We start from the raw sequence: 11,545 nt of genomic DNA, 5'->3' as shown, positions 1-11,545 counted from the left end.
CTCAAGCCGACCTCACCCTCGGGTCCAGGACGTGGTAGACCACGTCGGCCAGCGTGTTCATGACGATCACCGCGACGCAGACGAGCATGAAGGTGCCCTGCATGACGGCGTAGTCGGGTCCCCTGATCGCCTCGACGAACAGCAGCCCGAGACCGGGCCAGGAGTAGACGAACTCCACCGAGACCGCGCCGCCGACCACGAACCCGATCTGCATGAAGACCAGGGTCACCGTCGGCAGCAACGCGTTCGGCACCGCGTGGCGGCGCCGGACGTCGTCGTCGCGCAGGCCCTTGGCGCGGGCGGTGGTCACGTAGTCCTGGCCGATCTCCTCCAGCAGCGAGGAGCGCATGACCAGCAGGTACTGCGCGTAGACGACGGCGACCAGGGTGAGGCAGGGCAGCACCAGGTGGTGGGCGACGTGCAGCAGGTAGAGCGGCCCGCCGGGGGCGTCGACGTCCTCCATGCCCCGGGTGGGGAACAGGCCGGGTATCGGGCCGACCCCCGCGGCGAGGACCATGAGCAGCAGCAGTCCCAACCAGAAGGTCGGCACCGACCACAGGGTCAGCGCGGTCCCGGTGGAGAGGCGGTCGAAGCGGCCGCCGTGGTGCCAGGCGGCCCTGGTGCCCTGCCACATGCCCAGGCCGACCGCGACGGCCAGCCCGGTGCCCACCAGCAGCAACGTCGGTCCCACCCGCTCGCCGATGAGCTCGGCGACCGGTCTGCGGTACTCGTACGAGGTGCCCAGGTCCAGCCGCAGGGTCCGGACCACGAAGTCCAGGAACTGCGCGCCCAGCGGCCGGTCCAGGCCCATCTGCCGCCTGAGCAGGGCGAGCTGTTCCGGGGTCACCGGCACGTCGCGGGTGTAGGCGATGGTGGGGTCGCCGGGGATCAGGCGGAACAGGAAGAACGTGGCGACGATCACCAGTCCGATGCTGAGCAGTGTCCCGCCGAGCTTGACCAGCGCGTAGCGCGCCATGGCCCGGCGGGCGCCGCCCTCCTCGGTGTCGTCCCTCACCTGTTGCGGCGATGTGAGCATCGGCCGCTACTCGCGGTCGTCGGCGGAGGCGCGGCGGCGCCGCATCAGGAGGAGGCCTCCGGCGCCGAGGACCACCACGACGGCCACCGCGACGGCCACCACGGTGCCGCTTCCCGAACCGCTCCCGGCCGGGGCGGCTGCGCGCTCCACCGCACGCAGCGAGTAGACCGGCCAGTAGCTGCTCCCGCCGTACAGGATGCCCTTGTCCTCGGGGATCGGGGTGATGGAGGCGATCCGGTCCTTGCGGTAGCCCTCCAGGTTGTTGGGGTAGTAGATCGCGACGACGGGGGCCTCGGTGTAGAGCCGCTCCTGCATCTGCTTGATCAGCGCGACCCGGGCCGGCCGGTCGAGTTCGGCCAGCTGCGCCTGGTAGAGCTTCTCGAACTCCTTGTCGCAGAAGAACGACTCGGTGCCGCCGCCCTGCCCGCTCGCGGTGGGCCTGCGGCTGCACAGGTGGGTGGCCAGGATCTCCTCCGGGTCCGGGTTCACCGACCAGCCGCTGATCGCGATGTCGTAGAGCGCCGTGCTGCCCGTCTCCTCGGTGAACTTGTTGGAGTCGAGCCTGCGGGTGGTGAGCTGGATGCCGATGTCCTTCAGCCAGCCGGTGAGGAACTGGGCGATCTTGTCCTCGACGGGCTCGTCGGTGTGGATGCTGAAGCGCATCTCCAGCCTGCGCTTGCCGTCGGGCATGGTGCGGACGCCGTCCGCGCCTTTGGCGTAGCCGGCCTCGTCGAGGATGCGGTTGGCCTCCGCCAGGTCGAAGGTGACGGCTTTGTCGCCCTCGGCCTTCCAGAAGAACTCCTGGTACATCGGCGGGACGATCGAGCCGTCCGCCGGTACGGCGAGGCCGTTCTGCGCCTGCTCGACGAGGGTCTTCTTGTCGATCGCGTGATGGATGGCCTGGCGCACCCTGACGTCCTTCAGCGCGGGGTGCCCGTCACCGATCGGCTCGCCGCCGGCCGTCGCGGCGCCCGGGTTGAACTGCAGGTAGGCGGCCCGGCGGCCCTGGGTGTTCCACTGCGTGATGTTCGGGTCGCCCGCGAGGGCCTCGAACTGCGGGCCCTGCAGACGGCCGATCCAGTCGATGTCGCCCTTCTTCAGGCCGGCGATCGCCGCCTCGGGGTTCTCGTAGAAGATGACGTGCAGCTCGTCGATGCCGGGGGCACCGCGCCAGTACGACGGATTGGCCTTGAGCCTCACATAGCCGTTCTTCTTGTGCTCGACGGCGATGTAGGGGCCGCTGCCGACGGCGGGGTAGGTCTCGTTCTCGTAGGTGCCGATGTCGGGGACGCTCTCCCAGACGTGCTTGGGCATGATCGGGATCGGCAGCTCCAGCATCGATGCCTGGGGCTTCTTGGTCTTGATGACCAGGGTCCGGTCGTCGGAGGCGGTCACGGTGTCGAAGTTCTCGACGGCGGGGCCGTTGGCCGTCTTGGCCCCGTCATCCGTCATGATCTTGTTGAAGGTCCACGCGGCGTCCTGGGCGGTGACGGGCCTGCCGTCCGACCAGGTGGCTCCGGCACGCATGGTGAAGGTCCAGGTCAGCTTGTCCGGTGAGGTCTGCCACGACTCGGCGAGGTCGGGGCCGGGCTTCAGGGTCTTGGAGTCGGGCACCGTGAGGAAGCCGTACATCCAGCGGTGGATCGACGTGGAGACCACCCGGACCGCCAGGAACGGGTTCATCGAGTCCATGCTCTGCGTCGCGCCCAGCCGGACGATCCTCTTCTCGGTCTGGGGTGACCGCACGGCCGTCCCCTGGGAGGTCTGGGACGCTTTCGCGGCAGAGGGCGATGCGTGTGCCACGAGAAGTGTCGCCATCGACAGCGCCAGGCTCAGCGCCGCCAGGCGCTTCCCCGTTCTGACCATGGTGTGCCCCACCTTCGGATCGGTGATCTATTGACAACGAAGGCACACCATATAAACGGCGCGTGTCAACGCGTGGTGGAAAATTGTTTCATTCTCGTTTTGTTTGTCGATATTATTTTTCAGGCTCTCCGCTACAAGTCGACACAAAAGTGCTTATGAGCACAAAAGGGGATATTTCATGAAATGTTGGACCGACCGCTCGGTATGGACGAGGCGGTCGGGGGTGCGGCATGCTACAGAACATGACTCTGTTCTCGGTGGAAGGCAAGATCGTCGTCGTCACCGGCGGCTCCAGGGGAATCGGCCGGATGATCGCGGCCGGGTTCGTCGACGCGGGAGCCACGGTCTACATCTCCTCCCGAAAGGCGGCCGAGGTCGAGAAGACCGCCGCGGAGCTGGGATGCACGGCCGTACCGGCCGACCTGTCCACCGAGGACGGGGTGTCCACCCTGTTCGAGGCGGTCGCGGAGCGGGAGTCCCGGCTGGACGTACTGGTCAACAATGCCGGGGCGACCTGGGGCGCGCCGCTGGAGGAGTACCCCGAGCAGGCGTTCGACAAGCTCTGGGGGATCAACGTCAAGGGCGTGTTCTACCTGACCCAGCGCTTCCTGCCGCTGCTCCGTGCCGCCGCGAGTCCCGAGTCCCCGGCCAGGGTGATCAACATCGGCTCGGTGGACGGCATCCGGGTGCCCTCGATGGAGAACTACGCCTACTCCGCGGCCAAGGCGGCGGTGCACATGCTCACCCGGCACCTGTCCCAGCGGCTCGCCAAGGAGTCGATCACGGTCAACGCGATCGCCCCCGGGCCGTTCGAGTCGAAGATGATGGCCTTCGCGCTGCAGGACGAGACGATGCGCGCGGCGGTCGCCTCCCACGTCCCGCTGGGCAGGATCGGCCACCCCGACGACATGGCGGGCACCGCGATCTTCCTGTCCTCGCGCGCCGGCGCCTACCTCACCGGGACCGTGATCCCGGTGGACGGCGGCATCTCCGGCCACGCGTAGTTCCCGGACTCTTCCCCCACATCCGGACCTCGGATCACTTTTAGCCCCAAAAGCACCATTCGTAACGCAAGTGTGAAATTTTATCTCTTGCTGTCATTTCTTACAGATGACAGCTTTACTTCATGCTGAAGCGCTTCAAGGTGGTGGCGCCGGCCGTTCTGGCCGTCGCCATCGCTCTTCCAGCCGGTGCCGCCCAGGCGGACCCCACCCCGGCCGCACCCCCTGTGACCACCTGTGACGCCACCCAGACTCCCGCCGCCTACCACGGCAAGGTGCCGACGCCGAAGAGTGTCCTCGGCTTCGACCTCGGCGAGCGGGAGGTCACCTCCGCCGAGTCCGACACGCTGCTGACCGCGATCGACGCGGCCAGCGACCGGGTCGTCTCCGGCACCCTGGCCACCACCGCCCAGGGACGTCCGCTGAAGTACGCGATCGTCGGCACCCCGAAGAACATCCGGAACCTGCGCGCGATCGAGAACTCCATCAAGCTGCTGCGCAACCCCCTCACCCCCGCCCCCGCGGCGAAGGTCCTCGCCAGGAACACGCCCGCGATCCTGTGGATCGCCGGAAACGTGCACGGCGGCGAGGAGAGCGGCACCGACGCGGCACTGAAGACCCTCTACGACCTGGCCGGGCGGGACGACTGCGCGGCCAGGCGAATCCTGGACAACGCCGTCACGGTGATCCTGCCGACGCAGAACCCCGACGGCCGCGAGGCCGACACCAGGCGCAACGCCTACGCCTTCGACATGAACCGCGACTGGTTCGCGCGGACCCAGCCGGAGACCGACGGCAAGATCGAACTGATGCGGAAGTACCCGCCGCAGCTCTTCATCGACGCCCACGAGATGGGCGGCACCGAGTACTTCTTCCCGCCGAACGCCGACCCGGTCTACCACGACATCGCCGAACCGACGGTCGACTGGATCAACAACACCTACGGCGCCGCGATGATCGGCGAGTTCACCAGGCGCGGGATCCCGTTCTTCAACCGGGACGTCTACGACCTGTTCTACATGGGCTACGGCGACACGGTCCCGGCAGGCGGGTTCAACGCGGCGGGCATGACCTTCGAGAAGGGCAGCGCCTCGCCGATCGCGGCCCGGACCTTCGAGCAGTGGCTCACCCAGTGGGTCTCGCTCTCGGCGGCGGCGGCCAAGAAGACCGAGATCCTCACCACCTGGCACGGCATGTACGCCGACGCCCTCAAGCAGGGGCTCAACGGCCACCTGGAGCCGAACCAGGTCTACAACCCGGGCCACGAGGTCATCACCCAGGTGCCCGACCGGAAGGTGCGCCACTACTTCCTGCGCGCCGACGACCCGGCCAAGAAGGCGGAGACCGACCTCGTCGTGCGGCGGCTCCAGCGGATGGACGTCCAGGTCTACAAACTGGCCACGCCGCTGACCGTCAAGGACTTCAAGCCGTACGGCAGGCCCGAGGCGAGGACCACCCTGCCCAAGGGCACCTACTGGATCCCGCTGGCCCAGGCGCAGAAGCACTGGGTCCAGGCCATGCTGAACGAGGACACCTACACCCCGTTCCCCTACTTCTACGACGTGACCGCGTGGAGCCTGCCGCTGCTCGGCAACGTCTCCGGCGGCTCCTCGGGCCAGGTGCTGCTGCCCGTCGCGACACCGGCGCGGGCGGTGGACGCCCCCTCGGTCAAGGTCAGCACCTCCCGCAGGATCGGCGTCCTGCAGTTGTCCGGTGGCACCGCGCAGAACGCGGCCGAGTCCTCCGGCTGGCTCCGCCACCGCCTGGACCGCGACTGGAAGCTGTCCTACCAGGTGCTCGCGCCGGCCGACGTCGCCGCGGGCAGACTGAGCGGGCTGGACGTGCTGCTCGTGCCGGACGGTTCGGCCGGCTCGGCGAACAACGCCCTCGGCGAGGCCGGGCGCGCGGCGCTGCGCGACTGGGTCGGCGGCGGCGGGCGGTACGTCGGCTGGGCGGGCGGCGCCCAGCTGGCCGTCCTGGCCGGGGTCTCCAGCGTGACGCTGTCCCAACCGACCTCGGACATCCCCGGCTCGCTGCTCCGGACGAACGTGGCCCAGGGGCCGCTGAGCAGGGACGTCGGGCCGAGCGTCATGCAGTTCTACGCCTACGACCTGGTCATGCGGGCCTCCAACCCCGCGCACGTGGTGACCTCCTACCCGGCCGCCGACTCGCCCGACTGGTTCCTGTCCGGTTTCGCGCTGGGCGCCGAGGAGCTCGCCGGGACGGCGGCGGCGGTCGACGAGCCGGTGGGAGGCGGCCACGCGGTGCTGTTCGCCGCCGAGCCGAACTTCCGCGCCTTCAGCGACGGCACGGCGAAGATCGTCGCCAACGCGATCACCGCCGACCTGCCGTCCGCCTCCGCGCGGGCGCTCGCCCCGGCTCCGGACGCCTCACGGGCCGCCGCGGCCATCCCGGAGCACGAGTCGCCGATCCGCGTCACGGTTCCCGCGTCCGACCGTGACAAGGTCGCCGGGGTGCTGAACGGCTTCGGGGCCACCTGGACCGAGCAGGCCGCCACCGGCGGCGCGGTCCGGTTCGTCGTGGCCAACCCCGAGGGCCTCGACACGCACGAGCACCCCTGGGCGCGGAAGCTCCCCGGGGCACTGCGTGCCGCGGGGGTCTCGCCGCTCGCGGTGGTGCTTCCGCAGTAAAACCGGTGCGGCGCGCGTCCCTTCGCGGGGCGCGCGCCGTTTCCGGTGTGTCTCCGCAGACCGGCTCTCCCCTGCCCTGTTCTGCGGGCCTGTTCTCCGGGTCTGCTCTCCCCGGGTCTGTTCTTCGCGGACCGTCAGATCGCCTTGGCCAGGGCGGTCGCCAGGTTGGCGGCTGCGTCGGGCGCGTAGTGCAGGAACAGGTAGGGCTCGGTCAGCTCGATCTCGATGAGAGCCGGGCTGCCGTCGGCCAGCCGGACCAGGTCCACCCGGGCGTAGAGCAGTTCGGGGAACTCACCCAGCACCTGCTCGGCCAGCGCGAACTGGTCGGGGTCGGGGGTGCGGAGCTCCCCGTGGTCGTTGCCCTGTCCCGGCTTGGTGGCGTTCTCGGTCAGCATCGGGTTGCGCCGGACGGCGTGGCTGAACCTGCCGCCGAAGTAGAGCATCGAGGTCTCCCCCTCGCCCTCGACCATGTCCAGGTACGGCTGGATCATCGCGGTCCGGCCGTTGGCGGCCAGCTTGGCGGCGTGCTCCTCGGCCTGTTCGCGATCCGCGGTCCTGATCGTGTCGCGGGCCCCGGCCGAGATCGACGGCTTGACCACGTACTCGTCGAGGACCGGAAGGTTCGCGGCCTCGCCCGGCGCGACCCACGAGGTGGGGATGATCGGCGCCTTCAGGTCACGCAGGTAGACCTTGTCGGTGTTACGTTCCAGCACGGCGGCCGGGTTGAGCAGCCGGGTGACGGACTCCACGTGCCGGGCCCAGTCGAGGAACTCCGCCCGCCTCGTCACATAGTCCCAGGTGGTGCGGACCACGACGGCGTCGAACGCGGCCCAGTCGACCTCGGGGTCGTCCCAGCGCACGATGCGGCCGGTGATTCCCGCCTCGGCCCAGGCCGCGACGGCGAGCCCCTTCTCGTCATCGAGCTTGTCCGGATCCGCGAAGGTCACGTACGCCGCAGAAGCACCCATGAGGAATCCCTTTATGTCAGCATCAATTAGACATAAGGCACCTTACCTAAAGCCGTGTTTTCGACCGCCGGCCGGTCTCCGCGGGTCGTGCTCTCACCAGCCGATCAGCGGGCGGGGCACGTTTCGCGGCGTAGTCGTACCGCGAGAAGGGAAGCCCACCCCCAGCCCACCACCGCCATGAGACGAAGCAGGAGGCTCAGCGGCTGCGAGTTCTCACCGCGCTCCGACAGCACCCCGGACAGCACGTAGATCGCCGGCAGCGCCACCCCGGCCACGGCACAGATGACCGCCCATCGCCGCTCGCCCAGCGCGGCGAAGCGCCGGGCGAAGACGGAGCAGGCCGCGACGAGCGAGGCGAACAGCACCGCGAAACCGACGCCGTGCACCACGTAGCTCACGCTGATGTCGGTCGGCAGACCGGCCGGCGCCCCCTGCGGATAGCCCCACCCGGGGCTGGTACGGAAGATTCCCACGGTCACCAGACCGAGCCCGAAGGTGCCGATCAGCAGTGGCCCCCACGTCCCGCCACGGCCGGAACCCAGCACGCGTCGCATCCCCACGGCGAACGCGACATAGAGAACGCCGGTGAGCACGAAGTTGCCGATCTGGATCCAGCCCAGGTCTCCCAGGCTCAGCAGGCTGAGTGGCTGTCGCCGGGGGTCGATGCCGGGACGGGTGTAGTCCTGGATCAGCACCAGGACGATGAACAGCGGGCCGGCGAGGGCACCGCACGCCAGTAAAGCTCTGGTCAGTCGCATTCCTTGTCTCCTTAGCAGCGCTAAGGAAGAGCTTGGCTTAGCACTGCTAAGGTGTCAATGGTGAGTGAGACCAAGCGCCCGGCGCTCAGCAGGGACACTCTGATCGAAGCCGCACTCCGCCTGCTCGACCAGGTCGGGCTGGACGGGCTGACCGTGCGCCGCCTCGCCACCGAGCTCGATGTGCGGTCCCCCGCGCTCTACTGGCACATCCGCACCAAGCAGGAACTTCTCGACGGCATGGCCGACGCGATCATCCTGGCCGCCGGAATGGGGCCGCCCCGCGCCGGCGAAACCTGGCAGTCCTGGCTCACCCGCCGAGCTCACGCCTACCGCGCCTCGCTGCTCGCCCACCGCGACGGCGCCCGCCTGGTCGCCAACGCGGCGAGCCTCAGCCCGGCCACGATCAGGCTGTTCGACGAGGAGCTCACCGCCCTGGTCGACTGCGGGTTCTCCCCCGCTCTCGCCCTGCACACCATCGGTGGCTGCACCAGCTACATCAACGGTTTCGTCCTCCGAGAGCAGGCCGAGCGCCAGGAGAGCGCCGGCGATCCGTCACAGCGACTCGCGGCTGTGGCGGCCCTGCTGGATGCCGGCATGGACGCCACCCTGCTCCGGGCACTCCGCGAGGGCAGCAGCCCCCTGGGCGAGGAAGCCTTCGACCACGGCCTCCGCGCCCTGATCGACGGCACGACCGCAGCCCTCCAGCGCTCGAAGCCGTAGGGAACGAGGCCCGGACCTGCGTTCTACGGTCGGTGACCGATCAGCCATGTTCAGCGGAATTACGGAAGCCGGATCGCGCCCAGAAACCCGCAAGTCAGCCCCAAGACGATCTCCAGTGCCACCCGCAATCTTGTCCCCAGACCCGACGGCGTGAGTTGTCGGCGCATGCGCTCTCAGTGCATATCGGACGAAGCAGAACGCGAACCGGAGGACATGGAAATGTACAAGAAGGCCCTGACCGTCGCGATGGCGGCGGCCGTCCTGGCCATGTCGGCCCCGGCGTCCGCGTCTGCGGCTCCGACGATCGAGACCGTCTTCGGAGCCACCGTCACCCTCAGGGAGCCGGACAGCACCTTCGTCTGCTCAGCCGGAGAGGTGCTGATCGACCGCGCCCACTGGGGGGACGAGGACGGCTGGACCAGATACCGGTGCGGCCAGATCCGCATCGACGGTGAGGCGGTCACCGTGCAGACCGGAAATTGGAGCTACGGTATGAAGGAGAGCAACTCGTACTTCGCCGCCCCTGCCGATCAGGTCCTCATCGGCAGGAGGCACAACGGCGACGAGAACGGCCTGACGTGGTACCTCGCCGGCACGCTGCACTGGCGCGGGAGTCAGGTGCGGCTCACCTCCCGGCAGTGGACCGCGGCCATGACGGAGAGCAACCACTCCTCGCAGGCGTTCGCCCCTCTGGTCATGACCGGCCGCCAGCACCAGGGGGACGAGAACGGTCGCACCTTCTACGAGTACAGCAGGGTCACCGCCGGCTGATACCTCCCGCCCGCGCAGGCCGCGTGACGCACAAACCTCAGGCCTGCGCGTGTCCAGGCCCCGAGGTCGTCCATGCTTGGGCCGGCCCGGTTGCTCGTCGGTCACCCGACCGTCCTGCTTCGTCATGGCGGCCTGGGCGGAGAGGGCCATCATCACTGTCTTGATCGTTCCATTTCACCCTATTTCAGATCAAAAAGAGTCATATATCCATGTCTCACAGAAGTCTGGCGGAGAGGGGGGCTTTCAGGTCCATCCCCGTCGCCGGGTGGTCGAGCGGGCCCCGGCCTGGCAGATGGCGTACCGGCGACTGACTCGCAACTACGAGCACCACCTGCCGACCAGCGAGGCGATGAGCCGCTGGGCCGCGATCAACACGCTGCTACGGCGCATTACCCGAGGCCATTCCGCCCAACGACCCGGTCCCCGCCCACTCGAAAGGGTTCACCGACCCTCGTGATCACTACTTAAACACGTTGTCAGCCCACCACACGAAGATCACGAAAGACATCCGGGAACTTGGATGTCAAGCCGCAGGAGACTTGGTGTGGTGCGACCAAGCGATTGCCTCGTTATAGAGCGCGCCGGTCCTGAGACAGCCGTGCAGGATGCCCACCAACCGGTTGGCGAGCCGGCGCAGGGCGATGTAATGGCCAATGTCGCGGGCACGCAGCCGGTCGTAATAGGAACGTGCACCGGGGCAGGGCCCCGGCGTTCCCGGGTTCTGATGCGGTATGCCGACGTTGAGTGTTTGGCCAGGTGGAAGGCAAAAGAACGCGACTTCTGCTGATCTTTCAGGTCTCTCAAACCGAAGATCATTGCAGGAGTCGCGCTCGTGTCCCCGTCTTCCCTGACCACGTCCCCGACCGTCCCGTGTCTTGACCGGTTCGCTGACCTGGCGTTGCGGGAAGCCGAGTTGGCGACTGATCCGATCGTGGTGGAATCGGCGTTGATGCGCCGGTTGGCGGCGGTGCCTGAGCGGCGCTCGGCCTGCGGGCTTCGGCATCCACTGGTGGTCATCTTGACGTTAGCGACAGCTCACCCATCCCGCCCCGGCCGGGCTGCCGCCCGGCGCCGCCCTGGATGGCAAGGCCTGTCGCGGCGCCCGGACCGAGCAGGGCGGGCGGCTCTTCCTGGTCGGGGCGATCAGCCACGAGCACGGCGTGATCCCGGGCCAAGCGCTGGTTCTCTGATGATTGTTCGCCCTGAGGTACCTGGGTACCAGGGAAGTGAAAGGAGGAAGCCATGACGCTGCCTCACCCGGCCAAGCGGCAATCACCGCTGAAAGTCGACCCGGCAACCGACGAGCTGATCTCCCAGGGAGCCCACTTCCTCGGGATGACCAAGAAAGACCTGGTCGCCGCTGCCGTTCGCGTCTACCTGGACCAGCAGCGCGAACAGATCCGCCGCGGGATGATCGAGTCGATGAAGGTCCTGGACGGCTCCTTGTCCTCCAATGTGTCCCTGCTCACCGGCCTGTCGCCCGAACGCATCAACGAACTCGGCGGCACCGGCGACTGGGAGGAATGACATCTCCATGCACCGTGTCCGCCCCACACTGTGTGTCCTCCGTAACGACCTGGCACCGGGTCACGGCTCTGTCTCGTAATCGGTGGTAGCGCTGGGTAATGGTCACGGGAGGAGGATGCGGTGGCGAAGGAGGTCGAATCCGGCGCGGCCGCGCATCTGTCTCATGATCCTTTTCGTGCGGGTGTTGACGCCCTCGGTCCGGCCGTTGTGGTGGGGCAGGGTGAGAGCGGCATCGACGGCTGCGCGG

The 11,545-nt window shown here is 68.2% G+C and carries 9 protein-coding genes and 1 pseudogene; 5 read left to right on the top strand and 5 right to left on the bottom strand.

Features of this window, described 5'->3' with window-relative positions; genetic code table 11:
* Position 1: 1 nt before the first annotated feature.
* Together AB0J58_RS31820 and AB0J58_RS31815 are read right to left on the bottom strand one after the other, a co-directional pair.
* Complete coding sequence (locus AB0J58_RS31820) at positions 2 to 976, bottom strand: ABC transporter permease (RefSeq protein WP_364222837.1); 975 nt, start codon at positions 974 to 976, stop codon at positions 2 to 4.
* A gap of 66 nt (positions 977 to 1,042) precedes the next feature.
* On the bottom strand, positions 1,043 to 2,902 hold the full coding sequence (locus tag AB0J58_RS31815; RefSeq protein ID WP_364222754.1) for an ABC transporter substrate-binding protein: 1,860 nt from the start codon (positions 2,900 to 2,902) through the stop codon (positions 1,043 to 1,045).
* Positions 2,903 to 3,144: 242 nt separating this feature from the next.
* Here AB0J58_RS31815 and AB0J58_RS31810 point away from each other — a divergent pair, with 242 nt between their 5' ends.
* Together AB0J58_RS31810 and AB0J58_RS31805 are read left to right on the top strand one after the other, a co-directional pair.
* Positions 3,145 to 3,906 (top strand): SDR family oxidoreductase, encoded by a 762-nt coding sequence (locus AB0J58_RS31810; protein WP_364222751.1) that lies wholly within the window; start codon positions 3,145 to 3,147, stop codon positions 3,904 to 3,906.
* A 122-nt stretch (positions 3,907 to 4,028) separates the two neighbouring features.
* Positions 4,029 to 6,554 carry a M14 family zinc carboxypeptidase gene (locus AB0J58_RS31805; protein ID WP_364222748.1) on the top strand — a complete coding sequence of 842 codons (2,526 nt, stop codon included), beginning with the start codon at positions 4,029 to 4,031 and terminating at the stop codon, positions 6,552 to 6,554.
* A 134-nt stretch (positions 6,555 to 6,688) separates the two neighbouring features.
* Here the strand turns inward: AB0J58_RS31805 and AB0J58_RS31800 are convergent, their stop codons facing one another.
* Together AB0J58_RS31800 and AB0J58_RS31795 are read right to left on the bottom strand one after the other, a co-directional pair.
* Positions 6,689 to 7,522, bottom strand: a complete 834-nt coding sequence (locus tag AB0J58_RS31800) for a hypothetical protein (RefSeq protein WP_364222745.1) — start codon at positions 7,520 to 7,522, stop codon at positions 6,689 to 6,691.
* Positions 7,523 to 7,626: 104 nt separating this feature from the next.
* On the bottom strand, positions 7,627 to 8,280 hold the full coding sequence (locus AB0J58_RS31795) for a DUF998 domain-containing protein (RefSeq protein WP_364222742.1): 654 nt from the start codon (positions 8,278 to 8,280) through the stop codon (positions 7,627 to 7,629).
* Positions 8,281 to 8,340: 60 nt separating this feature from the next.
* On the opposite strand from AB0J58_RS31795, the gene AB0J58_RS31790 reads away from it, so the two are divergent.
* Together AB0J58_RS31790 and AB0J58_RS31785 are read left to right on the top strand one after the other, a co-directional pair.
* The gene (locus AB0J58_RS31790) at positions 8,341 to 9,000 is read left to right on the top strand and encodes a TetR/AcrR family transcriptional regulator C-terminal domain-containing protein (RefSeq protein ID WP_364222739.1); all 660 of its coding nucleotides are present in this window, start codon (positions 8,341 to 8,343) and stop codon (positions 8,998 to 9,000) included.
* Between the two features lie 219 nt (positions 9,001 to 9,219).
* Positions 9,220 to 9,771: a hypothetical protein gene (locus tag AB0J58_RS31785; protein ID WP_364222736.1), complete on the top strand. Its 552-nt coding sequence runs from the start codon at positions 9,220 to 9,222 to the stop codon at positions 9,769 to 9,771.
* Positions 9,772 to 10,294: 523 nt separating this feature from the next.
* Here the strand turns inward: AB0J58_RS31785 and AB0J58_RS31780 are convergent.
* Positions 10,295 to 10,468 (bottom strand): annotated as a pseudogene (locus tag AB0J58_RS31780) (IS110 family transposase); the annotation flags it as partial.
* Between the two features lie 545 nt (positions 10,469 to 11,013).
* Here AB0J58_RS31780 and AB0J58_RS31775 point away from each other — a divergent pair.
* Positions 11,014 to 11,298, top strand: coding sequence for a hypothetical protein (locus tag AB0J58_RS31775; RefSeq protein ID WP_364222733.1), 285 nt, complete (start codon positions 11,014 to 11,016; stop codon positions 11,296 to 11,298).
* Positions 11,299 to 11,545: the final 247 nt, after the last annotated feature.

Origin of the sequence: Streptosporangium sp. NPDC049644 (assembly GCF_040675205.1) — a bacterium.
In the GTDB taxonomy this organism is placed as follows: Bacteria; Actinomycetota; Actinomycetes; order Streptosporangiales; family Streptosporangiaceae; genus Streptosporangium; species Streptosporangium fukuiense.
The sequence above is the reverse complement of the archived record's forward strand: the minus strand, read 5'-3'. Positions and strand labels throughout refer to the sequence as shown.

Coding starts and splice junctions, on each gene's coding strand:
- AB0J58_RS31785 (WP_364222736.1), top strand. CDS start 9,220: ATGTACAAGAAGGCCCTGACCGTCGCGATGGCGGCGGCCGTCCTGGCC.
- AB0J58_RS31805 (WP_364222748.1), top strand. CDS start 4,029: ATGCTGAAGCGCTTCAAGGTGGTGGCGCCGGCCGTTCTGGCCGTCGCC.
- AB0J58_RS31815 (WP_364222754.1), bottom strand. CDS start 2,902: ATGGTCAGAACGGGGAAGCGCCTGGCGGCGCTGAGCCTGGCGCTGTCG.
- AB0J58_RS31800 (WP_364222745.1), bottom strand. CDS start 7,522: ATGGGTGCTTCTGCGGCGTACGTGACCTTCGCGGATCCGGACAAGCTC.
- AB0J58_RS31810 (WP_364222751.1), top strand. CDS start 3,145: ATGACTCTGTTCTCGGTGGAAGGCAAGATCGTCGTCGTCACCGGCGGC.
- AB0J58_RS31795 (WP_364222742.1), bottom strand. CDS start 8,280: ATGCGACTGACCAGAGCTTTACTGGCGTGCGGTGCCCTCGCCGGCCCG.
- AB0J58_RS31820 (WP_364222837.1), bottom strand. CDS start 976: ATGGCGCGCTACGCGCTGGTCAAGCTCGGCGGGACACTGCTCAGCATC.
- AB0J58_RS31775 (WP_364222733.1), top strand. CDS start 11,014: ATGACGCTGCCTCACCCGGCCAAGCGGCAATCACCGCTGAAAGTCGAC.